The following is a 23,255-nucleotide window of genomic DNA, read 5'->3' on the forward strand; positions in this document are numbered from 1 at the left end:
GCCTGCCTCGCTTTCCACGGGTGTGGGTGACACGTTACGTGGACGCGTACCCGCCCCGGCAGGGCGTTCGGCCGGCCTCACGCGGAAGCCGTTTCTCCCAGGTCCGGTGGAAGACGATCTCCTCGCCGTCGCGGCACACCACCTCGTCCTCGACGAGGAAGCCGGCCGCGTCGCAGCTGATCCCGCAGCGGCTCTCGACCGTCACGTCCCAGGCCCGGTCGGGCCGGTGGAGCCGGGCGGTCCACTCGGCGCGGACACGGGCGGAGTGCGGGTCGTGCTCCAGGATCGTGCATGTCTCCCGCGCCTCCTCGGTGAGTTCGAGGCCGTCCGGGTGGATACGCCGGCCGCCGGGCCGGGGGTCGGTCTCCACGCGCCATTCGCCCCGGGCGACGTCACGCACCACCAGGCGTTCGGGGCGTTCCTCGTCGAGTGTGGCCGGTGAGCTGACACCGAGCGGCTCGTAGGGGTCGGGCTCCCCGAAGACGACCGGGTCATCGGTCGTGGGGAGCACTTCGCGCACCGGGAGTTCGAGGAAGGAGCCCTCGGGGTCGAGGGTGAAGCCCGCCGAGTCGCCCGCGGGCCAGATCCACGGCCAGTACGCGGAGGAGACGGCGAGCCGGACGCGGTGCCCGGGCGGGAAGGAGTGGCCGGCCGTGCCGAGTTCGAACGTCACGTCCTCCGCCCTGCCGGGGGTCCACGTGTCGCGCCGGCCGGCGCGGTGGGCGGTGAGGTCGACGCCGCCCCGGGCGACGAGCGTGGACGAGCCGTCGGGCGCGATGTCGCACAGCCGGGCGACGGCCTGACCGTGCGGGCCGTCCGGGCGCAGCCGCAGAAGGACCTGTGCCCGGCCCAGGATCTCGACCGGCTCGTCCGTGACGGGGAAGTCGAAGCAGGCGGAGTGTGCGTCCTCCGCGCGCTGGTCGGGCGGCGGATCGGCGTCGTTGCCGGTGGGCACGGGGCGGCCCGCGTCCAGCCCGGTGTGCTGGGGCGAGTCGACGACGAGGGGCGCGCCGCCGAGCGCGTACGCGACGGTGCGGATGTGCGGTGACGGCAGGCCCGGTTCGGCGACCCAGTGACCCGAGGGGTGGGGGAGGTGCGGCGTGCTGATCCAGGCGCGGAGCAGCGGCTCTCCGGCGGGCGCCCGGCCGCCCGCGTCCTTCAGATGGCGGTCCCACCAGGCGAGCGTCTCGCGGAGGAAGGCGATCGCCGGTCCCGGGTGGTCGGCGTGGTCCGGATAGCGGTGCGGCCAGGGGCCGATGAGTGCGCGGACGCGATCGGGCGGCAGGTGCGTCACCAGCCGCAGGACGGCGTCGCGGTAGGGGTCGTACAGCCCGCCGACGGCCAGGACGGCGGCGGTGATGCCCGCCGTGGCGTCCCCCGTGCTGTCCGCCCGGGCTGCGCCGGTGTCCTCCCGCGGCCGGTCCGTCTCCCGCGCGTCCGTTTCGCGGGACCGGTCCGTCTCGCGCGCCCGGGGCGCGAGCCAGGCGTGGGCGGGCGGCTCGACGGCCTCCAGGCGCTTCAGCCACATGTCGCGCCACTCCTTCCCGGCGAAGAGCGGATCGGGTGGGCGGCAGAGGGCGGACACCATCGCGGCGGACCGGCTGAGCAGTCCTTCGGCGAGGACCGAACCGCCCGGGTGGTACGCACCGTTGTCGTCCGGATCGTCGGTGGCGCACACCGTCACGACCGCCTTCAGCGGTTCCGGGGCGAGGGCCGCCACGCGCAGGGTCAGGGTGCCGCCGGAGCCGATCCCGAACATGCCGACCCGGCCCGTGCACCACGGCTGCGCGGCCAGCCATCCGATCACCTCGGCGCCGTCCGCCACCGCGCCGGGATCGCCCTCGGGGCCGGGCAGACCCTCGCTGTTGCCGTGTCCGCGGACATCCACACGGACGGACGCGTAGCCGTGGGCGGCGTACCAGGGGTGACGCTGGGCGTCACGCGCGGCGGTCGTATCGGTCAGCCTTTCCGGCGAATACTCGAGCAGGACCGGGACAGGCGCATCGGTGTACGGCCGCCACAGCCGTGCGTACAGCCGAGTTCCGTCGGTCAGCGGAATCCGGACGTCCTCGTGGCTGGTTTCATACGGGGCATGCTGGTGCTGGTCCATGGCGGAGACCTCGGTGCACGGGGTGCGCCGGTCACGTCGGAACCGGTCGCCGAACCCGGCGAAAGGGCTCACCCCTGGGCGTACGTGCTGATCACGAACATACCGGCGGCAGCGGGAAGCCGCCCATGGTGATCGAAAGGCGACCGGATACGCTGACTTGAGTGAATCGAGCGACACATCGACAATCCGTGTGATCGTCAGCAGACAGGAGACCCCCTCGTGAGCGTCGTCGGGCCGTTCGGGCTGAGCGTGCGGGACCAGGCTCTTGAGGCCGATGTCCAGACCGGACTGTCGGCCGTCGAGGCGGGTCTGCTCGATGCCACCAAGAGCGAGGTGCCCTTCATCACGGAGGCCGCGCAGCATCTCGTCCGGGCCGGAGGCAAGCGGTTCCGGCCACTTCTGGTGATGCTGGCGGCCCAGTTCGGCGACCCCCACGCGCCCGGTGTGGTGCCCTCCGCCGTGGTCGTGGAGCTCACGCATCTCGCGACGCTCTACCACGACGACGTGATGGACGAGGCGGACGTACGGCGCGGTGTGGACAGCGCGAACGCCCGCTGGGGCAACTCGGTCGCCGTCCTGACCGGCGACTTCCTCTTCGCCCGGGCCAGCCACATACTGGCCGACCTGGGTCCGGAGGCCGTACGCATCCAGGCCGAGGCCTTCGAGCGACTGGTCACCGGCCAGATCCTGGAGACGGCGGGTCCGCGTGACGGCCGTGACCCCGTGGAGCACTACCTCGACGTCATCGGCGGCAAGACGGGCTCCCTGATCGCCGTCTCGGGCCGGTTCGGCGCGATGATGTCGGGTGCCGACGAGGGCGTCGTGGACATCCTGACCCAGTACGGCGAGCGGCTCGGCGTGGCGTTCCAGCTGGCCGACGACGTCCTCGACATCGCCAGCGACTCGCACGAGTCCGGCAAGACGCCGGGCACGGACCTGCGAGAGGGCATTCCGACGCTTCCCGTGCTGCATCTGCGCGCGCGGGCCGAGGCACAGGGGCTCCCCGAGGACCTGGAGCTCGTCGCGCTGCTGGAGGGCGACCTCTCGGACGACGAGCTGCACGCCGACGCGCTGCGCCGGCTGCGGGTGCACCCCGCGCTGGAGCAGGCGCGGCGCGACACCGTGCGCTACGCGGAGGAGGCGCGGGCGATGCTCGCGCCGTTGCCCGAATGCGATGCGAAGGCGGCGCTCGTGGAGCTCTGCGACCTGGTCGTGCACCGCGCGGGCTGACGCACCCCGCCGGACCCCTCCCCACCTGCACAGACGCCCGGACGGGCGGCGCTTCGATGCGCCCGCGGGCGATACGCGTACCTCTACGGGAAACCGGTAGGGCATCCTCCGTACACCGTGCGGACGAGGGCTCGCGCCGCCTCCTCGCGGTGTGACCGGCATCACAGAATTGGATTGGGTCCAATCTGAGATCAGCTCCGTACTCCAGTGCAGAAGCTGACGCACAGGGCGTTGGCATCGGTACGGGGAGACTTACTGATGAAGCGCACCAAGACCATCCTTGTCGGTACCACCGCGGTCGTCGCCGCCGCGGGCGTCGCCCTCGCCGTCCTGCCGGCCTTCGCGGCCGACGGCGGCCGCTCCGCCGGGCGCGGCGGCAGCGGTTCGGACCTGGCCGTCCAGAGCGGCGCGGACGGTGCGGGCCGCAGTGCCTCGCTCTTCGTGGCGAGTCTCAACGGTGCCAACGAGGTTCCGGTGCAGGGAGGACCCGCCGTCGGTGACCGCGGCGGCGCGGCGCTCCAGTTCGTCGAGGTCCAGGGGGACAGGGTGTCGGTCGCGGTGAAGTTCCGCGGCACCGACAAGCCGACCGCCCTCCACATCCACCAGGGTGCGAAGGGCACGAACGGAGGCATCAAGATCGACTTCACCGGGCTGATCGGCAAGGGCCGGGCCAAGGCCGCCGGCTGGACGGGCGCCGTCACCGGCAGCGTCAAGGTCACGGACAAGGCCGTGCTCGACGCGTTCAGGACGGACCCGAACGCCTTCTACGCCAATCTGCACACCGCCGCGTTCCCGGGCGGCGCCGTCCGGGGCCAGTTCCACAAGGTGACCGGGTCCTTCCCGTTCGACCGGGCGCTCGGAAACTTCCAGGCGTCGGTCGTCAAGGGCAAGCAGATCTACGAGTGCAAGAAGGCCGCCGACGGCACGCTCTCCTTCCAGCAGCGCGATGTCCGCGCCGTGCTGGGTGGGAACATCGCCCACTCCTTCATCGCTCCCAACTCCGGTACTCCGCAGTGGATCGCTCCCGACCGCAGCGCCGTCACCGGCGCACTGATCAGCAGGACGCCGAACGGCGAGGCGAACATCCCCGAGCTGGACCTCAAGGCCAGTCAGTCCGGCAAGAAGCGGGGCCTGTTCGCCCACACCCAGGAGATCTTCCGGCTGAACACCGTGGGCGGCGTCGCCCCGGCCGGCAGCTGCGACCAGGGTGCGATCGTCGGCGTCCCGTACGGCGCGGACTACGTCTTCGTCCAGAAGTAGGCGGACCCGGATCGGCGCATCGGACAGGAACTTCCGCACAGCTCTTGCCTCACGGGCGCGGCGCTTCCCCTACTGGATGGGGGAGGCGTCGCGCCTCTGCGTCATCCCAGAGCAGTACGACAAGTTGCTCCCGGGGTCTGACGCCTGAGTGCGGCCGATTTGGTCAGATTGGTAGTACCAGGCCTGACCAACCACGGAGGTAGGGCACACCATGGCACCGAACGACAGCGCACAGACCACCGAAGAGGCCAAGGACCTCGCAGTGGGCCGCCGCAAGGCCGCTCGCTACATCGTCCCGGTCGCGGTGGCCGGGGTGGCGGCGGCGACCATCGGGCTCGTCCCGGCGCTCGCTGCCTCCGGTGACCCCGATCTGCCGAAGATCAGCGCGCAGGAGCTCATCGAGAAGATCGCCGCATCGGACACCCAGCAGCTGTCCGGCACCGTCAAGGTCAACACGGACCTGGGCATCCCGGCCATCGGCGGTCTCGCCGACTCCTTCGCGCCCAAGGGCGGCGACCGCGGGGACGAGCAGGGCTCGTCCGCCGCCCCCGACGGCAAGCTGATGGAGCTCGCCACCGGCTCGCACACACTGAGGGTCGCGGCCGACGGTCCGGACCGGCAGAAGGTGTCGATCCTGGAGGACGCGGCCGAGTACAGCCTGATCCACAACGGCGACGAGGTCTGGGCCTACGACAGCGCGACCAACGAGGCGTACCACTCCAAGGACGCGGCGAAGGGCGCCGCCGAGGAGCACGGCAAGGACCAGGCGAAGCCCGAGGATCTGCCGTCCACGCCCAAGGAGTTCGCGGACGAGGCTCTCAAGGCGGCCGGCGACACCACGTCCATCACCGTCGACGGCACCGCCCAGGTGGCCGGCCGCGACGCCTACCAGCTGCTGATCAAGCCCAAGCAGAGCGGTTCCACCATCGGCTCGATCAAGGTGGCGGTGGACGCGAAGACCGGCACCCCGCTGAAGTTCACGCTCACGCCGAGCGGCGGGGGCAAGGCCGCCGTCGACGTCGGCTTCACCAAGGTCGACTTCTCCAAGCCGGCCGCGTCCACCTTCGACTTCAGCCCGCCCAAGGGGGCGAAGGTGACCGAGGCCGACGAGCTGGGCAAGGACCAGGGAGCCCCGAAGCACGAGAAGGACCTCAAGGGCTTCGAGGAGTTCCAGGGCCTGAACGTCATCGGTGAGGGCTGGACCTCCATCGCGAAGATCGAGGGTCCCGCCGGCGAGGGCTCCGCCGCCCCGAAGGAGGGTGACGTCCCGCCGGAGGCGCAGGGCTTCCTGGACGCCCTGGGCGACCCGGTGAAGGGCAAGTTCGGCTCGGGCACGGTCTTCAAGACCCGGCTCGTCAACGCCCTGATGACGGACGACGGCACCGTGTACGTCGGAGCGGTCACCAAGGACGCACTCGTGAAGGCAGCCGACGCAGGCAAGTAGCCCGAGCACGGGCGTACAGCCCGATCGTGGTTGTCGACCGCCCCGCCGTACGCTCCGTACGGTGGGGCGGAAGCCTGAGCGAGTGAACGGGGGCCGGTATGGCAGCTGTGATCGAGACGCACGGACTCACCAAGCGCTACCGCGGCGGCCAGCTCGCCGTCGACCGGCTCGACCTCGCCGTGCCCGCCGGCAGCGTCTTCGGCTTCCTCGGCCCCAACGGGTCGGGCAAGACCACCACCATCCGGATGCTGATGGGCCTCATCGAGCCCACCGCCGGCAGCGCGACCGTCCTCGGCGGCACCATGCCGCGTGCCGTGCGGACGGTTCTGCCGCACGTGGGCGCGTTGATCGAAGGGCCGGCGCTGTACGGCTTCCTGAGCGGCCGGGACAACCTGGTGCGGTACGACTCCGCCGACCCGAACGCCGATCCCCGCACCCGTGCGGCGCGCGTCTCCTCCGCGCTGGACCGGGTCGGGCTGACCTCGGCCGCCGGCAAGAAGGCCAAGGCGTACTCCCTCGGCATGAAACAGCGGCTCGGGCTCGCGGCGGCGCTGCTCCAGCCACGCAAGCTCCTGGTGCTCGACGAGCCCACCAACGGCCTCGACCCGCAGGGCATGCGGGAGATCCGCGCCCTGGTCCGGGCGCTGGCCGCCGACGGCACCACCGTCTTCCTCTCCTCGCACCTCCTCGACGAGATCGAGCAGGTCTGCACCCACGCGGCCGTCATGGCGCAGGGACGGCTGCTCATCCAGGGCCCGGTGGCCGACCTCGCCGCCGGGGCCAGGGGGCGTCTGGTCGTCCTCACCCCCGACACCGGCGATGCCGCCCGGCTCCTCAAGGAGCAGGGAGTCGCCGGCGTGAACGTCGAGGACGAGCGGGTGACGGGCGAGCCGCCGGGGCCCGATGTGGACCTGGCCGAGCTCAACGCCTCCCTGGTCGGGGGCGGTGTGCGGGTACGGGGGTTCGGTGTCGAGCGTGCCTCCCTGGAGGACGCGTTCGTCGCGCTGACCGGAGAGGGATTCGATGTCGCAGGCTGAGGTGATCGGGACGGGCGGGACGGACGGCGCCGACCGGCCGGGCGGGGCCGGCGGAACGGCCGCCGGACCGCGGGCGCTGGGGACCCTCGGGCTCCTACGCTCCGAGCTGTTCACCACGCTGCGCCGCTGGCGGACGCTCGCCCTGCTCGCCGTGCTGGCCGCCGTACCGGTCCTGATCGGTATCGCCGTGAAGATCGAGACCGGCGACGGGGGCTCCTCCGGCGGAGGCGGCGGCGAGGGCCCCGCCTTCATCACCCAGATCACCAACAACGGCCTGTTCCTGGTCTTCGCGGCGCTCGCCGCGACCCTGCCCGTGTTCCTCCCGATGGCGGTCGGGGTCGTCGCGGGCGACGCCATCGCGGGTGAGGCCAACGCCGGCACCCTGCGCTATCTGCTGGTCGCACCGGCGGGCCGGACTCGGCTGCTCCTCGCCAAGTACGCGACCGTCCTCACGTTCTGTCTGGTGGCCACCCTGGTGGTGGCCGCGTCCGCGCTCGCCGTCGGGGCGGTGCTCTTCCCGCTCGGCGATGTCACGACGATCTCCGGCACCACCATCTCGTTCGGGGACGGTCTGCTGCGGGCCGGCCTGATCGCGGTCGTCGTCGCGGCCTCGCTGGCCGGCCTCGCGGCCCTCGGCCTGTTCGTCTCGACGCTCACGGGCAGTGGCATCGCGGCCATGGCCACCACGGTCGGTCTGCTGATCACCGTGCAGATCCTGGACACGATCCCTCAGCTGGACGCGATCCACCCGTATCTCTTCCCGCACTACTGGCTGTCGTTCTCGGACCTGTTGCGGGAGCCGCTCTACTGGGACGAGGTGCAGAAGAACCTGGGGCTCCAGGCGTTGTACGCCGCGGTCTTCGGGTCCGCGGCCTGGGCGCGCTTCACGACGAAGGACATCACGGCGTAGGCGCCGCGGCCACGACTCCCGAAGCCGGGAGGCGCGTCACTCGGTCACCGCGGCGAAGAACCGCTTGGCGTCCCTCACGGCCGCTTCGTCGTTCAGCACGTCACCGGGCCGGGAGCCGTTGCCGAGGAGCACGCCGCCCCGCTCCATCTTCAGATAGGCGGCGATGGTGTCGAGCGTGCCCACCAGAGGGTCGGCCGCCGCGCGGTCCGCGTCGGCGAGCGCGGTGACGCCCCACAGCGTGCGTCCCGCCATCCGGGCCCTGAAGTCCACGCCCGGCACCCGCATCCAGCCCGACCAGTGATCGAGGTAGCGCTTGGTGGAGGTCGAGAGGGTGTACCAGTACAGCGGTGAGGCGATGACCAGGTCGGTCGCCTCCAGGGTGGCGTCCAGCAGGGTCGCGCCGTGCCCGGTGGGCGCGGGATAGGCGCCGTCGTCCTCGTGCCGGGCGTCCTCGAAGTCCGGCAGCGGGAGGTCGGCCAGATGGAGCCAGCGCTGTTCGGCGCTCGCGGGCAGTTGCTCGGCCGCGAGCCGGGCCAGTGCCTCGGTGTTGCCGTCGGTGCGGCTGCTGCCCAGCAGGAACAGGAACTTCCGGGTCATCGCGTTCTCCCCCTCGTGTCGCGGACCGCCGTCCGCGAACGTGACTGCATGCGTGCGCAGTATATGCACACGCATGCAGTCGGTGGGGGGTGGCGGTCTTGGGGACAGCCGGATCAGCCGGTCAGAAGGTCAGCTTCCAGCTGTTGATGTAGCCCGTGTCCTGCGCGGCGACGTCCTGCACCCGCAGTTTCCAGGCGCCGTTGGCCGGCTCGCTCGACGCGTTCACGGTGTAGGTGGCGACGACGTTGTCCGCCGAATCGTTGCTGCTGGAGTTCTTCAGCCGGTACGCGCTGCCGTCGGGGGCCACCAGGTCCACGACCAGGTCGCCGCGCCAGGTGTGCCGGATGTCGACGCCCACCGAGAGGGCGGCCGGGGCGTTGCCCGTGCGGCCGGTGACGTTGACCGTGGAGGTGACGGCCGCGCCGTTGTCGGGGATCGCCACGTCGGCGGTGTTCTCGTACGCCTCACCGGGCGGGACGGTCGTCCCTGTCGAGAGCGTCCAGACGGCGTGGGCGAGCGCGTCGCTGTTGCGGTCCAGGGCGGTGTCGTTGATGTTCGCCGTGGTGTCGCACGAGGAGTGGTAGCAGCGGTCGAAGGCCTGGCCGGCTGTGCCGCCCCACTTCTGGACCTGTGCCGCGGTCTTGGTGCGCCCGGCGCCGGTGAACAGGCCGCCGACGGGGATGCCCACGTTCTTGAACGAGGCGTGGTCGGAGCGGCCGTCGCCCTCGGTCTCGATCTCGGTCGCGACGCCGAGGCCGGCGAAGTAGTCCTTGAGGACCTTCTCGATCGCCGGGTCGTCGTCGTAGACGAAGTAGCCCGGGTTGGGCGAGCCGATCATGTCGAAGTTGAGATAGCCGGAGATCTTCGAACGCTCCGCGGCGGGAAGGTTGTTGACGTAGTACTTCGAGCCGACCAGGCCCAGCTCCTCGGCGCCCCACCAGGCGAAGCGCAGATGCTTCGTCGGCTGCAACTGGGCGCGGGAGACGGCGAGCGCGGTCTCCAGGACACCCGCGGAGCCCGAGCCGTTGTCGTTGATGCCGGCGCCGGAGGTGACGGAGTCGAGGTGCGCGCCGGCCATCACGATCTGGTTGGCGTCTCCGCCGGGCCAGTCGGCGATGAGGTTGTACCCGGTGGCGCCACTGGAGGTGAACTGCTGGATGGTCGTGGTGAATCCGGCCGCGTCCAGCTTCGCCTTCACATAGTCGAGGGACGCCTTGTACCCGGCCCGGCCGTGGGCGCGGTTGCCGCCGTTGGCGGTGGCGATCGACTGGAGCTGGGTGAGGTGCGCCTTGACGTTGGCGAGCGGTATGTCGGGGGCGGCCAGTGCGGACGTCGGGGCTGCCGGCGCGGCCGGTGCCGCCGTGGCCGCGGGAGCGGCGGAGGCGAGCAGACCGGCCAGGGCTATCGCGGCGGCCGCGGCCGTGCGTCTGGAAAAGGCGGAGAACTTCATGTGGGGGCTCCGGATTCCGTACGGGGACATGACGGAACGTGCGAGACGCCCCGGAACGGCTCGTTCCAGGGCGTTGGAGCAGTGGCGCTGAACAGGAGGAGGGCGCTGCGGGCGGGTGGGCATGCGGTGGTGTTGCTGCGGTACGGGTGGCGCGGTGTGCGTGCTGAGAGTTCAGCGAGACTTTGACCTACCGTCAAGGGCGGAAATCGGTCAGCCGCGTTCGTATATAGGACTTCGGCTCCGTCACGGAACGGCCAACGCCGCGGCGCCTTTCGGGCACAACTGCCGCACGGCGGGCGTCAACGGTGTGACAGGGGTTCAGGCTGTGGCCATCGCCGAGCAAGGGTGCGCCGTATGAACCTGGATCCGTTCCTGCTGCTGGACGCCGCGATCAGGTTTCTGCTGCCCGTGGGGGTCGCCACGCTGTTCGCGACCGCGGCCGCGATGGCCCTCCTCGTCGGCGTGTTCGCCCTGCTGACACGGCGCGCGCGCCGGCGGTACACGGCGGCGGAGGAGGAGGGCCACGGGCTCGACTTCTTCACCTGGCGGGATGCGGACTAGAGCCTGCCCGGCGCTCCCCGAACGCGGTCCTACTCCACGCAGAACTCGTTCCCCTCGGGGTCCGCCATGGTCGTCCACACGCCGATCGGCTGGTCCTGCCGGTAGAGGACGGTCGCACCGAGCGCCTCCAGCCGCGCGACCTCCGCCTCGCGCTTCTCCGGACCCACGTGCAGGTCGAGATGGAGCCGGTTCTTGACCGTCTTCCCCTCGGGCACGCGCTGGAACAGCAGTCGGCGGCCGAGACCGATGTCGGTGTCCTTCTCGAACTCGTCGTCCGGATGCCGGACGGCGGTGTAATCGAGCCAGGCGTCCCGGCCGTGGGCCTGGGTGGTCGAGCCGTCCGGCAGTTGTCCCGCTTGCCGCAGGCTTTCGATCAGCGCGCTGTGGTCCTCTCGTCGGTACTCCAGCGCCGCGGCCCAGAAGTCGGCCTGCACGTGCGGGTCGGAGCAGTCCACCACAAGTTTCCAGTGCACGGTCATGTAACCACTTATAATGGTTACATGAGCGAGGCCGCAAGAGGACTGACCCTGCGTACGCCGGATGGGCGTCCCTATCGTTTCGACCCCGGCGCGCTCTGCCTCGAGCTGCTGCCGACCGGAGGGCCCGGAAGCTACGCGCGGTGGGAGGTGCTGCACGAGCCCGCCGACCTGGTGCGCTGGGCGCAGGCGAGCCGGCTGCCCGCCGGGCTGGAGCCGGTCGTGACGCCTGACGAGGTCATGGGAGCGCGGGCGCTTCGCGACGCCCTGTGGCGGCTGGCCGCCGGCCGGGTACGCGGCGGACCGCTGTCCCCGGCGGACCTCGCCGTGGTCAACGACGCGGCGGCGAAGGCCCCGCCGGTCCCGCGGTTCACCGAGCACGGGGGCCACGGCTGGGTCCCCGGGGCCACCGGCACCCAGTTGCTGTCCGCCGTCGCGCGCGATGGGGTGGACCTGTTCACCGGGCCCTACGCGCATCGCATCCGCGAATGCGGCGCGCACGACTGTTCCCTGCTCTTCGTCGACACGTCCCGGCCGGGTCGCCGCCGCTGGTGTGCGATGGAGAACTGCGGCAATCGCAGCAAGGTCAGGGCGCACCGCGCCCGCCACACCGAACCGGAGGGAGACGAGTGATGACGAGCGAACCGAACCGTCAGGAGCCCGGCGACACGACGGGGCTCACCCAGGACGCGGGCTGGGAGATCGGCGTCTCGAAGACGCTGCCCCTGCCCGTCGCCGCGGTGTGGGACTTCGTCGTGAGCCCGGAGGGTGTCGCCCTCTGGCTCGGGAAGGGCGTCGAGCTGCCCACCGGGAAGGGCGAGGAGTACGAGACGGACGAGGGCGTCAGGGGTGAGCTGCGCAGCTACCGACCGGGAGACCGCGTCCGGCTGACGTACGGCGCCACCACGCTCCAGGTCGCGGTCTCCGCGTCCGGCTCCGGAAAGGCCGTCCTGCGTTTCCATCAGGAGCATCTCGCCGACGCGGTGGACCGCGAGCGGCAGCGGGCCCACTGGAAGGCCGTGACGGCCGAGGTGGTGCAGGCTCTGGGGGTGTCCTGACAGGCGCGGTTCTCGCTCAGCGGACGCCGGCCGGTGCGTCCTCCTCGGCGGCCGCCCTCGCGTCGTAGTCGGCACGGGCGGCCGCGATCTCGTTCTGGTGCTCCTCGGTCCAGGTCACGAGTGAGCGGATCGTGGTGTGCAGGGTGCCGCCGAGTGCGGTGAGTTCGTACTCGACGCGAGGCGGGACGACCGGATGGACCGTACGGCGCACGAGGCCGTCGCGCTCCAGCTGCCGCAGGGTGACGGTGAGCATCCGCTGGCTGATCCCGTCGATCTCGCGGCGCAGCTCGGTGAAGCGCAGGACACGACGGTCGAGCAGGGCGATGACGAGCAGCGACCACTTGTCCGCGACCCGGTCGAGGATCTGGCGCACCTCGCAGTCCTCGCGGGTGTCCCACTGGAAGGGATCGGTGTCTCCGCCCTCGGCCGGCTCGGTCACTCGGCAGTTACTCGGTGACTTCGAAGTGCCTTCTTCCATGGAACGCCATGCTGCCGGAGGATCGAGGCGGTTACAAGAGGGAACCGACCCCCTGGCCGGTAACCGACCCGTCTCTCCGTTGTGGAGTCAGCCATGTCCACTGCCATGCCCGCCCGCGCCTGGGCGCTCCTGCTCGTCCTCTGCGGCACGATCTTCCTGGAGGGCATCGACGTCGCCATGCTCGCCGTGGCGGTGCCCACGATCAGATCCGACCTCGGCCTCTCCACCGGCACCGCGGCCTGGGTGCTCAGCGCATACGTCCTCGGCTACGCGGGTTTCACCCTCCTCGGCGGCCGCGCGGCCGACCTCCTCGGCCGCCGCCGCATGTTCCTGGCCTGGCTCACCGTCTTCCTGCTCTTCTCCGGCCTCGGCGGCTTCGCGACCGAGGGCTGGATGCTGATCGTCGCGCGCTTCGTGACGGGAGTCGCGGCGGCCTTCATGACGCCCGCGGCGATGTCGATCATCACCACCTCGTACGAGGAGGGCCCTCAGCGGAACAAGGCGCTCCTGGTCTTCGCGGGCACCGCGGCGGGCGGCTTCTCCCTCGGCCTGGTGATCGGCGGCCTGCTCACCCAACTCGGCTGGCGCTGGGTCTTCTTCGCCCCGGTCCTGCTGGCGGGGCTGATTCTGCTCGCCGCGATCCGGCTGATCCCCGCGGAACGGACCCCCGTCCGCACGCACGGCTTCGACCTCGCGGGCGCGATGACCGCGGCGGGCGCGATGCTGCTGCTCGCCTACGGGATCGTCCGCCTCGAACACGGCCTCGCGGGTTGGGGCGCGACGGCGGCGGCGATCGGCGGCGGCCTGCTTCTGGTGGGCCTGTTCATCCTGGTGGAACGCCGCTCCTCGGCCCCCCTGGTCCGCCTCGGCATCCTGCGCCGCGCTTCGATGGTCAGAGCGGATCTGGGGGCGCTCCTCTTCGTGGGGTCGTTCATGGGCTTTCAGTTCGTGGTGACCCTCTACCTCCAGGAACTGCGCGGCTGGTCCTCCCTGGAAACGGCACTGGCGCTCCTGATCATGGGCTCGGACGCGATCCTGGCCCCGACGCTCACCCCCGTCCTGGTCAACCGCTTCGGCAACGCGCGGGTGATCCTGGGCGGCTTCCTGCTGGCGATCGCGTCGTACGCGCTGTTCCTGCCGGTGGGCCCGGACTGGACGTACGCCGCGATGCTCCCGACGCTCGCCCTCACGGGCACGGCGTTCGCGCTCGCCTACGGCCCTCTGACGATCGCGGCCACGGACGGCATCGCACCCCACGAACAGGGCCTGGCGGGCGGACTGCTGCACACCTCGACGCAGTTCGGCTCGGCGGTGGGCATCTCGGCGGTGACGGCGGTCTACGGCCTGACCCGCACGGACGCGGCCTCCACCCTGGACGCGTTCCGCGCGGCGCTCACGGTCCCGCTGGCGATGGTGCTGCTGGGGGCGGCGATCACGGTGACGGGCCTGCGGGACAGGAAGACGCCGCAGCGGGCCCCGGAAGAGTCGGCGCGGATGCCGCAGACGCAGTAGCGGCTGCGCGCCCGCAGGGTCGACCGCACCTGCTCGGTGCGGGGGAGTGGGTTTGTGGGGCCGCCCCACGGCCCCAGGCCCCACCTGCGGTGCAGGTGAGAAGAGGGAGTGGTTGGGGGGAGCCCGGGCCCCCTCGCCTGCGGCGGCTTCGCGCCACAGGCCCTGCATCAGAACGGGCTCGGCGTGTGCCCGCAACCGCCACCGGTCGCGTCCTCGGCCCCCGGACCCGACGCGGGACAGGGACCCGACGCCCCAGGCATCCGCCCTCGGCCGCCGGGAGGGGGCGTGCAGGGTCGTCCCCGCAGGGGATCGGCGGCAGGACCCGGGTGCTCAAGACAATGCAGCTGTTGGCCGCCGACCCCGAGGAGTCGAGCCCGGAGGGCCCCCGGACCCGACGCCCGACAAGAACCCGACGCCCCAGGTGCCCAGGCCCCGGCCCCCGCAGCCCGCACCGCGCAAGAACCCGAGGCCCAGCGACCTCAGGACGTCGGCTTCACCGGAGCCGCAGCCGCAGCCGGAGCCGAACCCGGAGCCGCAACCGGAGCCGCAGCCGAACCCGGAGCCGAACCCGCAGGCGAACCCGTCGTCGGCGCCACCCCCGTCACCCTCAGCGCCGCCTCCCTCGACAGCCTCGCCGCCTCCGCCCTCGTCCTCCTCGCCGTCCTCAACGCGTCCCACGTCAAGCAGCTCAGCGCCAGCCACACCAGCCCGAACCCCGCCCACCTCTCCGCCGGCATCGCCTCGTGGAAGTACAGGATCCCCAGCAGGAACTGGAACATCGGCGCCAAGTACTGCAACAGCCCCAGCGTCGACAGCGGAACCCGGATCGCCGCCGCGCCGAAGCACACCAGCGGCGCCGCCGTCACCACACCCGTCGCGGCCAGGAGCGCCGCGTGCCCCACCCCGTGCGCCCCGAACGTCGCCGCCCCGTCCGCCCCGAGCCACAACAGAAACCCGAGCGCCGGCAGGAACTGGATCGCGGTCTCGGCCGCAAGCGACTCCAGCCCCCCGATGTTGACCTTCTTCTTCGCCAGCCCGTACGTCGCGAACGAGAACGCCAGCGTCAGCGAGATCCACGGCGGCTGCCCGTACCCGATCGCCAGCACCAGCACCGCCGCGAACCCGGTGCCGACCGCCACCCACTGCGCGGGCCGCAGCCGTTCCTTCAGCAGCAGGACGCCCATCGCGATGGTGACCAGCGGGTTGATGAAGTAGCCGAGGGACGCCTCGACGACATGGCCGGAGTTCACGGCCCAGATGTAGACGCCCCAGTTGACGGTGATGACCGCCGCGGCGACGGTGATCAGCCCGAGCTTCCGGGGGCTGCGGATCAGCTCCCGCACCCATCCCCAACGCCTCACCACCAGCAGGGCGACAGCCACGACGGCCAGCGACCACACCATGCGGTGGGCGAGGATCTCCACCGCGCCCGAGGGCTTCAGCAGCGGCCAGAAGAGGGGGACCAGGCCCCACATCCCGTAGGCCCCGATCCCGTACAGCAGTCCTGCCCGCTGTTCACCGTCCGACGTCACTGACCCTCCCGCCCTGCGCGGTACACCTCGTCGAAAGGTACGCGCCGGAGGCGGGGCCTGTCATGCCCGTATCGCCATACGGTCATGACGAACATCGGGGCAACGCGCCGCCCATCGGAACCATGCGCCGCCCGCCCGGAGAAACGCGCCGCCCACCCGGAGGAACGCGGCGGCCCGCCCCGGAGCGACTCGGCGGTCACCCGGCACGGCGCAGTGCTCACCCCAGAACCACGCGCCCCCCGACGCCCCCACCCTCAGGCCGCAGCCAGCGCCACCCTCACCGAGTCCGCCAGCGGCGTCGTCGGACGCCCGGCGAGACGCGACAGGTCACCGCTCGTCGCGGCGAGCAGCCCTCGCCCCACCGCCGCGTCGACGTCCACGAGGATCTCGGCGAACGGCGCGGGCACCCCCGCCCCGGTCAGGATCTCCAGATGCGTGGCGGCCGGGACGTCGTTGTACGCGATGGTGCGCCCGCTCTGCGCGGACAGCTCCGCCGCGTACTCGGCGAAGGACCACGCGACGTCCCCGCTCAGCTCGTACGCCTGCCCGAGGTGCCCCTCGCCGGTCAGCACCGCGGCGGCCGCGGCGGCGTAGTCGGCGCGGGAGGCCGAGGCGACCCGGCCCGTGCCGGCGCTCGCGACGACGGCGTCGTGCGCGAGGACGGGCGCGAGCTGCTCGGTGTAGTTCTCGGTGTACCAGCCGTTGCGCAGGAAGGTGTACGGCAGACCCGAGTCGAGGATCAGCTGCTCGGTGACCTTGTGCTCGGAGGCGAGCAGGAAGTCGGCGGCGGGTCCGCCGAGGACCCCGGTGTAGGCGAGTTGCGCGACGCCCGCGGTCTTCGCGGCCTCGATCACGGCGGTGTGCTGCGGTACGCGCCTGCCCACCTCGCTGCCCGAGATCAGCAGGACCCGGTCGCCCGCCCGGAAGGCTTCGGCGAGTGTCGCGGGCTCGTCGTAGTCGGCGATCCGCAGTTCCACGCCCCGCGCGGCGAGGTCCGCGGCCTTCTCCTTGTCGCGGAAGACGGCGACCACCTGTGCTGCCGGGACCTTCGTCAGCAGCTCGTCGATGACGAGTCGGCCGAGGGATCCGGTGGCTCCGGTGACGACGATGCTCATGGTTGTTTCCGTTCGTAGGGTGCGTCAGGCTTCTCACTCACCCTAGGAGTGGTACTAACCAAGCGAAAGTACCCACTTTGACGTAAGGTACTGGCATGAACGTAAGCTGGACGCCCGATGTGAACGACAAGATGTGCCCCTCCCGCATCGTGCTGGAGCACGTCACCAGCCGCTGGGGCGTCCTCGTCCTGGCCGCGCTGCTGGAGCGTTCGTACCGCTTCAGCGAGCTGCGCCGGACCGTGGGCGGTGTCAGCGAGAAGATGCTCGCGCAGACGCTGCAGACCCTGGAACGCGACGGGTTCGTGCACCGCGACGCCAAGCCCGTCATCCCGCCGCGCGTGGACTACACGCTGACCGAGCTGGGCAGGGAGGCCGCCGAGCAGGTGTGGTCGCTGGCGCGCTGGACGGAACGGAAGCTCGAAGCGGTCGAGCGGGCGCGCGCCGAGTACGACGAGGCGAAGACATCGCTCCAGGCGGAGCCGGCCTGACGGGCACGGGGGCCACGACCGGTCCAACGGGCACGGGGGCCCACGGTGCTGGGTGCGGACCACAGCGCTGGGCGCAGCCGGACAACCGCGGCCCCGCACGAGGACGTACGGCAGACCCGGCGAACAGCAGGAGGGGCCGGGGCCTCAGCGACCCCGACCCCTCCGCGAACCTCGACCGCGGGTCAGCCCCCGACCGTCCAGGTGTCGTTGCCCGCCAGCAACGCGCCCAGATCCCCCTTGCCGTCCCGCTCGATCGCCGTGTCGAGCTGGTCCGACATCAGCGTGTCGTAGACCGGCCGTTCGACGCTGCGCAGCACGCCGATGGGCGTGTGGTGCAGGGTGTCCGGGTCGGCCAGCCGGGACAGCGCGAACGCCGTGGTCGGGCTGGTGGCGTGCGCGTCGTGGACGAGGATCTGCGATTCGTTCGCGGGTGTCACCTCGACCACCGCGAGGTCCCCGGTCGCGGGATCCCGGACCACGCCCTTGGTGTTGTCGGTGCCGAAGAGGATCGGCTGCCCGTGTTCGAGGCGGATGACCGCCTCCTCCGCCTGCTGCTTGTCCTTGAGGGCCTCGAAAGCGCCGTCGTTGAAGATGTTGCAGTTCTGGTAGATCTCGACGAGCGCCGTGCCCTGGTGGTCGGCGGCCTGGCGCAGCACCTCGGTCAGGTGCTTGCGGTCGGAGTCGACGGTGCGGGCCACGAAGGATGCCTCGGCGCCGATCGCCAGTGACACCGGGTTGAAGGGCGCGTCGAGCGAGCCCATCGGCGTCGACTTGGTGATCTTGCCGACCTCGGAGGTGGGGCTGTACTGGCCCTTGGTGAGGCCGTAGATCCGGTTGTTGAACAGCAGGATCTTCAGGTTCACATTGCGGCGCAGAGCGTGGATCAGGTGGTTTCCGCCGATGGAGAGCGCGTCTCCGTCACCGGTGACCACCCAGACGCTCAGGTCCCGCCGCGAGGACGCGAGCCCGGTGGCGATCGCGGGCGCGCGGCCGTGGATGGAGTGCATCCCGTAGGTGTTCATGTAGTACGGGAAGCGGGAGGAGCAGCCGATCCCGGAGACGAAGACGATGTTCTCCTTCGCCAGGCCCAGTTCGGGCATGAAGCCCTGCACGGCGGCGAGGATCGCGTAGTCACCGCAGCCGGGGCACCAGCGCACTTCCTGATCGGACTTGAAGTCCTTCATGGACTGCTTGGCTTCGGCTTTGGGAACCAGGGAGAGAAGACCGGACACCGTCTCAGTCATTGATGGCCTCCTTGAGCGCCGTGGCCAGCTGCTCGGCCTTGAACGGCATGCCGTTGACCTGGTTGTAGCTCTTCGCGTCGACCAGATACCGCGCCCTGATCAGGGTGGCGAGCTGGCCGAGGTTCATCTCCGGTACCACTACCTTCTGGTAACGCCCCAGCACGTCCCCGAGATTCCGCGGGAACGGGTTGAGATGGCGCAGATGGGCCTGGGCGATGGGGATGCCCGCGGCCCGCAGACGCCGTACGGCGGCGGTGATCGGTCCGTACGTCGAACCCCAGCCCAGCACCAGCGTGCTCGCCTCGTCCGGATCGTCGACCTCGACGTCGGGCACCTCGATGCCGTCGATCTTGGCCTGACGGGTGCGGACCATCAGGTCGTGGTTGGCGGGGTCGTAGGAGATGTTGCCGGTGCCGTCCTGCTTCTCGATGCCGCCGATCCGGTGCTCGAGTCCGGGCGTCCCCGGAACCGCCCAGGGACGCGCGAGGGTCTGCGGATCACGCTTGTACGGCCAGAACACCTCCGTACCGTCCGCCAGCTCGTGGTTCGGACCGGTCGCGAACTGCACCCGCAGATCGGGGAGTTCGTCGATGTCGGGGATCCGCCAGGGCTCCGAGCCGTTGGCGAGGTAGCCGTCGCTGAGCAGGAAGACGGGGGTGCGGTAGGCCAGGGCGATCCGGGCCGCGTCCAGAGCCGCGTCGAAGCAGTCCGCGGGGGTGCGGGGCGCGACGATCGGCACCGGCGCCTCGCCGTTGCGGCCGAACATGGCCTGGAGCAGGTCCGCCTGCTCGGTCTTGGTCGGCAGACCGGTCGAGGGGCCGCCCCGCTGGATGTCCACGACGAGCAGCGGCAGTTCCAGGGAGACCGCGAGACCGATCGTCTCCGACTTGAGCGCCACGCCGGGGCCGGAGGTGGTGGTCACGGCGAGCGCGCCGCCGAAGGCCGCCCCCAGCGCCGCCCCGATGCCCGCGATCTCGTCCTCGGCCTGGAAGGTCCGCACACCGAAGTTCTTGTGCTTCGACAGCTCGTGCAGGATGTCGGAGGCGGGGGTGATGGGGTACGAGCCCAGGTAGAGCGGCAGGTCCGCCTGCTTGCCGGCGGCGATGAGCCCGTAGGACAGGGCGAGGTTCCCGGAGATGTTGCGGTAGGTGCCGGCCGGGAAGGCGGTGCTCGCCGGGGCGACCTCGTAGGAGACGGCGAAGTCCTCGGTCGTCTCCCCGAAATTCCATCCCGCACGGAATGCCGCGATGTTCGCGTCGGCGATCTGCGGCTTCTTGGCGAACTTGCTCCGCAGGAATTTCTCGGTGCCCTCGGTGGGACGGTTGTACATCCAGGACAGCAGCCCCAGCGCGAACATGTTCTTCGAGCGCTCGGCCTCCTTGCGGGGGAGACCGAAGTCCTTGAGCGCCTCGATGGTCAGGGTCGTCAGCGGCACGGGGTGGACGTGGAAACCGTCCAGCGAGCCGTCCTCCAGCGGCGAGGTGGCGTAGCCGACCTTGGCCATGGCCCGCTTGGCGAATTCGTCCGTGTTGACGATGATGTCGCCGCCACGCGGCACATCGGCGATGTTGGCCTTCAGCGCGGCCGGGTTCATCGCGACCAGCACGTTCGGCGCGTCGCCGGGGGTGAGGATGTCGTGGTCGGCGAAGTGGAGCTGGAAGCTGGAGACGCCGGGGAGGGTGCCGGCAGGCGCCCGGATCTCGGCGGGGAAGTTCGGCAGCGTGGAGAGGTCGTTCCCGAAGGTCGCGGTCTCCGAGGTGAACCGGTCACCCGTCAGCTGCATGCCGTCGCCCGAGTCACCCGCGAAGCGGATGATGACCCGGTCCAGTCGGCGGACTTCCTTCGGCTCCGTGGGCACCCGCTGCCCGCCGACGAGTGTCGTATCGCCCTCGTCGGCCTCATCGGCATTCTCGGCTGGGCTACTGACCTGGCTGGTCACTGAACTGGACCTCCTTCGAGGCGGCTGCTCGGGCCCGGCCGGCCCACCGGCCGTCCCACGTGCCACCCTACGACCGTGAGGGTGGCCTTCCTCGGACCGCTCACATTTCGGACGTCCGTGTGAGACGCCGTGGTGCCCTCGTGTGCCTTCATGCGTTCGCCCCCCGAATGCTGGTGGTAAGACGCTCCCCGCTCATTGTTCGGTTCTGGGGCTGGAGCCCCGCTCAATATCTGACAGACTGTCAGACAATTATGAGTTCAAGTAGGTCAGCACCGCCAGAACACGCCGGTGATCCCCGTCGCTCGGGGACAGCCCCAGTTTCTGGAAGATATTGCTGACGTGCTTCTCGACCGCTCCGTCACTCACCACCAGCTGCTTGGCCACCGCCGAGTTCGTCCGGCCCTCGGCCATCAGACCGAGAACCTCCCGCTCACGGGGGGTGAGACCGGCCAGCACGTCCTGCTTGCGGCTGCGGCCCAGCAGCTGGGCCACGACCTCGGGATCCAGTGCCGTACCGCCACGGGCCACCCGCACCACGGCGTCCACGAACTCGCGCACTTCGGCTACCCGGTCTTTCAGCAGATAGCCCACCCCGCGGCTGCTCCCCGCCAGAAGTTCGGTGGCGTACTGCTCCTCCACGTACTGGGAGAGCACCAGCACCCCGATGCCGGGGTAGTCCTTGCGCAGCCGCACCGCCGCCCGGACGCCCTCGTCCGTGTGTGTCGGCGGCATCCGTACGTCGGCGACGACCACATCCGGCAGCTGCTCCTGCGCGGCCAGGTCCCCGATCGTCTTGATCAGCGCCTCCGCGTCGCCCACGCCTGCCACGACGTCGTGCCCGCGGTCGGTCAGCAGCCGGGTCAGGCCCTCCCGAAGCAGCACTGAATCCTCGGCGATGACGACCCGCACTCTGTCCTCCACTGCCCTGCAGCCCCCCTGTCGATCCGCTTCCACCCCTGTGTTCACCAGCATCGCAGTATTGGCTCCGCGGTGCGGCCAGGCTCTGGGAATAGACGGCAAACGGGGGTGGGGCGTTGAGCGGGTGGGGGTACGCGTCTCCTGCCCGAGTCAGTCGCGGGGTGCTGCCCGCCCGACGTTCAGCCGCGCCAGGGCAGCTCCGCCGTCACCGTGGTCGGGCCGCCGCGCGGTGAGTCCAGGGCCAGGATTCCGTCCACCGCGTCCAGCCGTTCGGCGAGTCCCGCCAGGCCGCTGCCCGCACTGAGGTCCGCGCCACCCGTGCCGTCGTCCGTGACCTGGAGCATCAGCCGGTCCTCGGACCGCCAGACGTCCACGGTCGCCCGACGGGCCCGGGCATGCTTGCTGACGTTCTGCAGCAGCTCCGACACGGTGAAGTAGGCGATTCCCTCGATCGCCGGGGCGGGGCGTGACGCCAGGTCCACGTCGACGGCCACCGGGACGGTGCAGCGGGACGCGACGGCCGACAGCGCCGCGTCCAGGCCGCGGTCGGTCAGGACCGCCGGGTGGATCCCCCGCGCGAGGTCCCGCAGCTCCTGGAGCGCCGTCTTCACCTCGCCGTGTGCCTCGTCCACCATGCGTGCCGCGGCCTCCGGGTCCTCGTTCAGCTTCTCCTTGGCCAGACCCAGGTCCATGGCGAGGGCGACCAGCCGGGCCTGGGCGCCGTCGTGCAGATCGCGTTCGATGCGGCGGAGGTCGGCGGCGGCGGTGTCCACGACGACGCCGCGGTCCGACTCCAGCTCGACGACCCGCGTGGCCAGGCTGGACGGCCCGAGGAGTCCGCCGATCATCAGCCGGTCGACATACGCGAGGCCGCGGATCAGCCACGCGGTCGCCATGACGACGACCAGGCCCGCGGCGGCGGTCATGCCGATCTCGAAGGAGGTGTCGAGGTAGAACTGCGTCCCGGTGCTGTCGCCGTAGAGCGAGATGCCCGGCTGGTCGAGGTACGTGGGGAAGGTCCACTGCCACAGCGGGTACAGCAGCAGGGACCAGCCCGTGACCCAGAAGGTGAACGCGACGGTGAACGCGGTGATCGCCCACGGGAAGTGCACCACCGCGTACAGCAGGTGCCGCCATGACGTACCGCTCTTGAGGACGGCGCCGACCCACGACATCAGCCCGTTGGTGCGGGGGCGGACCGGCTCGGGGTTGTCGACGTCGAGACGGAGCAGCGAACGGGCCCGGGTCCGCTCCAGCGCGCCGAAGGCACGGCAGCCGGCCAGACCGGCGGCGAGAACGGGGATGCCGAGGAAGGTGACCAGCAGACCGGCGCCTAGCGAGATCGTCACGATGGCGAAGGTGAAGAAGATGATGCTGATCGGCAGGCTCAGCATCAGATACCCGAACTCACGCCAGGTCCGCCCCTCGAGGGGCGCACGCAGGGCCGCGGGAAGGCTGTGGTCCCGCGCGTCGTACCGGTCGTGCTGCTGCTCCGGTCGGTATTCGGTGGCCATCGGCGTCGTCCGTTCTGCGCTACGGGCTGTCATGAGACCAAGCCTGCTGCGACGGGAGGCGGCGCACCATGAGGGGGGTTGCCCTCTTGGGCGGGGGGTTTTCCCCACCATGGGGGTGGGTGCGGGTGCGGGTGCTTGGGCGTCGGGTGCTTGAGCCTCGGCTGCTTGTCGGGCGTCAGGTCCTGCGGGGTGGGTGCCTGGGGCGTCGGGTTCTTGTCGGGCGTCGGGTCCCTGGGGCGGGGCCTGGGTGCTTGGGCGTCGGGTTCTTGTCGGGCGTCGGGTCCGGGGGCCCTCCGGGCTCGACTCCTCGGGGTCGGCGGCGTACAGCTGCGTTGTCTTGAGCACCCGGGTGTTGCCGCCGATCCCCTGCGGGGACGACCCT

Annotated in this window: 21 protein-coding genes; 10 read left to right on the forward strand and 11 right to left on the reverse strand. The window is 70.9% G+C overall.

The window, feature by feature from the left end; genetic code table 11:
- Positions 1-34: 34 nt before the first annotated feature.
- The gene (locus ACFWU3_RS00115; protein WP_384428865.1) at positions 35-2,110 is read right to left on the reverse strand and encodes a CocE/NonD family hydrolase; all 2,076 of its coding nucleotides are present in this window, start codon (positions 2,108-2,110) and stop codon (positions 35-37) included.
- A 219-nt stretch (positions 2,111-2,329) separates the two neighbouring features.
- Between ACFWU3_RS00115 and ACFWU3_RS00120 the strand changes: the two genes are divergently transcribed.
- The 5 genes from ACFWU3_RS00120 (at position 2,330) to ACFWU3_RS00140 (ending at position 7,991) form a co-directional block, all read left to right on the forward strand.
- Positions 2,330-3,340 (forward strand): polyprenyl synthetase family protein, encoded by a 1,011-nt coding sequence (locus ACFWU3_RS00120; protein WP_327681387.1) that lies wholly within the window; start codon positions 2,330-2,332, stop codon positions 3,338-3,340.
- Between the two features lie 258 nt (positions 3,341-3,598).
- The gene (locus tag ACFWU3_RS00125; RefSeq protein ID WP_384428868.1) at positions 3,599-4,600 is read left to right on the forward strand and encodes a CHRD domain-containing protein; all 1,002 of its coding nucleotides are present in this window, start codon (positions 3,599-3,601) and stop codon (positions 4,598-4,600) included.
- A gap of 211 nt (positions 4,601-4,811) precedes the next feature.
- Complete coding sequence (locus tag ACFWU3_RS00130; protein WP_384428871.1) at positions 4,812-6,044, forward strand: outer membrane lipoprotein carrier protein LolA; 1,233 nt, start codon at positions 4,812-4,814, stop codon at positions 6,042-6,044.
- A 98-nt stretch (positions 6,045-6,142) separates the two neighbouring features.
- The gene (locus tag ACFWU3_RS00135; protein ID WP_384428874.1) at positions 6,143-7,081 is read left to right on the forward strand and encodes an ABC transporter ATP-binding protein; all 939 of its coding nucleotides are present in this window, start codon (positions 6,143-6,145) and stop codon (positions 7,079-7,081) included.
- Complete coding sequence (locus ACFWU3_RS00140) at positions 7,068-7,991, forward strand: ABC transporter permease (protein WP_384428877.1); 924 nt, start codon at positions 7,068-7,070, stop codon at positions 7,989-7,991. The genes ACFWU3_RS00135 and ACFWU3_RS00140 overlap by 14 nt, the downstream gene beginning before the upstream one ends.
- A gap of 36 nt (positions 7,992-8,027) precedes the next feature.
- Here the strand turns inward: ACFWU3_RS00140 and ACFWU3_RS00145 are convergent, their stop codons facing one another.
- Both ACFWU3_RS00145 and ACFWU3_RS00150 read right to left on the reverse strand, forming a co-directional pair.
- The gene (locus tag ACFWU3_RS00145) at positions 8,028-8,588 is read right to left on the reverse strand and encodes a flavodoxin family protein (protein WP_384428880.1); all 561 of its coding nucleotides are present in this window, start codon (positions 8,586-8,588) and stop codon (positions 8,028-8,030) included.
- A 121-nt stretch (positions 8,589-8,709) separates the two neighbouring features.
- Complete coding sequence (locus ACFWU3_RS00150) at positions 8,710-10,038, reverse strand: M28 family metallopeptidase (protein ID WP_384428883.1); 1,329 nt, start codon at positions 10,036-10,038, stop codon at positions 8,710-8,712.
- Between the two features lie 354 nt (positions 10,039-10,392).
- Here ACFWU3_RS00150 and ACFWU3_RS00155 point away from each other — a divergent pair, with 354 nt between their 5' ends.
- Positions 10,393-10,599, forward strand: a complete 207-nt coding sequence (locus tag ACFWU3_RS00155; RefSeq protein WP_384428886.1) for a hypothetical protein — start codon at positions 10,393-10,395, stop codon at positions 10,597-10,599.
- Positions 10,600-10,628: 29 nt separating this feature from the next.
- On the opposite strand, the gene ACFWU3_RS00160 is transcribed toward ACFWU3_RS00155, so the two are convergent.
- Entirely contained in the window at positions 10,629-11,078 is a 450-nt protein-coding gene (locus ACFWU3_RS00160; RefSeq protein WP_384428889.1) for a VOC family protein, read from the reverse strand.
- 21 nt (positions 11,079-11,099) lie between these two features.
- Between ACFWU3_RS00160 and ACFWU3_RS00165 the strand changes: the two genes are divergently transcribed.
- Together ACFWU3_RS00165 and ACFWU3_RS00170 are read left to right on the forward strand one after the other, a co-directional pair.
- Positions 11,100-11,708, forward strand: a complete 609-nt coding sequence (locus ACFWU3_RS00165; protein WP_384428892.1) for a CGNR zinc finger domain-containing protein — start codon at positions 11,100-11,102, stop codon at positions 11,706-11,708.
- On the forward strand, positions 11,708-12,133 hold the full coding sequence (locus ACFWU3_RS00170) for an SRPBCC domain-containing protein (RefSeq protein WP_384428895.1): 426 nt from the start codon (positions 11,708-11,710) through the stop codon (positions 12,131-12,133). Before ACFWU3_RS00165 ends, ACFWU3_RS00170 begins: the two co-directional genes overlap by 1 nt.
- A gap of 16 nt (positions 12,134-12,149) precedes the next feature.
- On the opposite strand, the gene ACFWU3_RS00175 is transcribed toward ACFWU3_RS00170, so the two are convergent.
- Positions 12,150-12,611 (reverse strand): winged helix-turn-helix transcriptional regulator, encoded by a 462-nt coding sequence (locus ACFWU3_RS00175; RefSeq protein WP_384428898.1) that lies wholly within the window; start codon positions 12,609-12,611, stop codon positions 12,150-12,152.
- Positions 12,612-12,716: 105 nt separating this feature from the next.
- Here ACFWU3_RS00175 and ACFWU3_RS00180 point away from each other — a divergent pair, with 105 nt between their 5' ends.
- Complete coding sequence (locus ACFWU3_RS00180) at positions 12,717-14,123, forward strand: MFS transporter (protein ID WP_384429549.1); 1,407 nt, start codon at positions 12,717-12,719, stop codon at positions 14,121-14,123.
- Positions 14,124-14,602: 479 nt separating this feature from the next.
- Here the strand turns inward: ACFWU3_RS00180 and rarD are convergent, their stop codons facing one another.
- Positions 14,603-15,655: an EamA family transporter RarD gene (gene rarD, locus ACFWU3_RS00185; protein ID WP_384428901.1), complete on the reverse strand. Its 1,053-nt coding sequence runs from the start codon at positions 15,653-15,655 to the stop codon at positions 14,603-14,605.
- A gap of 254 nt (positions 15,656-15,909) precedes the next feature.
- On the reverse strand, positions 15,910-16,770 hold the full coding sequence (locus ACFWU3_RS00190; RefSeq protein WP_384428904.1) for an SDR family oxidoreductase: 861 nt from the start codon (positions 16,768-16,770) through the stop codon (positions 15,910-15,912).
- Positions 16,771-16,865: 95 nt separating this feature from the next.
- On the opposite strand from ACFWU3_RS00190, the gene ACFWU3_RS00195 reads away from it, so the two are divergent.
- Complete coding sequence (locus ACFWU3_RS00195; protein ID WP_384428907.1) at positions 16,866-17,258, forward strand: winged helix-turn-helix transcriptional regulator; 393 nt, start codon at positions 16,866-16,868, stop codon at positions 17,256-17,258.
- A gap of 182 nt (positions 17,259-17,440) precedes the next feature.
- On the opposite strand, the gene ACFWU3_RS00200 is transcribed toward ACFWU3_RS00195, so the two are convergent.
- The 4 genes from ACFWU3_RS00200 to ACFWU3_RS00215 form a co-directional block, all read right to left on the reverse strand.
- Complete coding sequence (locus ACFWU3_RS00200; RefSeq protein WP_384428910.1) at positions 17,441-18,502, reverse strand: 2-oxoacid:ferredoxin oxidoreductase subunit beta; 1,062 nt, start codon at positions 18,500-18,502, stop codon at positions 17,441-17,443.
- Entirely contained in the window at positions 18,495-20,441 is a 1,947-nt protein-coding gene (locus ACFWU3_RS00205; RefSeq protein ID WP_384428913.1) for a 2-oxoacid:acceptor oxidoreductase subunit alpha, read from the reverse strand. The genes ACFWU3_RS00200 and ACFWU3_RS00205 overlap by 8 nt, the downstream gene beginning before the upstream one ends.
- Before the next feature lie 249 nt (positions 20,442-20,690).
- Entirely contained in the window at positions 20,691-21,350 is a 660-nt protein-coding gene (locus ACFWU3_RS00210; RefSeq protein ID WP_384429552.1) for a LuxR C-terminal-related transcriptional regulator, read from the reverse strand.
- Between the two features lie 188 nt (positions 21,351-21,538).
- On the reverse strand, positions 21,539-22,873 hold the full coding sequence (locus ACFWU3_RS00215) for a sensor histidine kinase (protein ID WP_384429555.1): 1,335 nt from the start codon (positions 22,871-22,873) through the stop codon (positions 21,539-21,541).
- Between the last annotated feature and the right edge of the window lie 382 nt (positions 22,874-23,255).

This window comes from Streptomyces sp. NPDC058685 (assembly GCF_042714725.1).
Classification (GTDB): Bacteria; Actinomycetota; Actinomycetes; order Streptomycetales; family Streptomycetaceae; genus Streptomyces.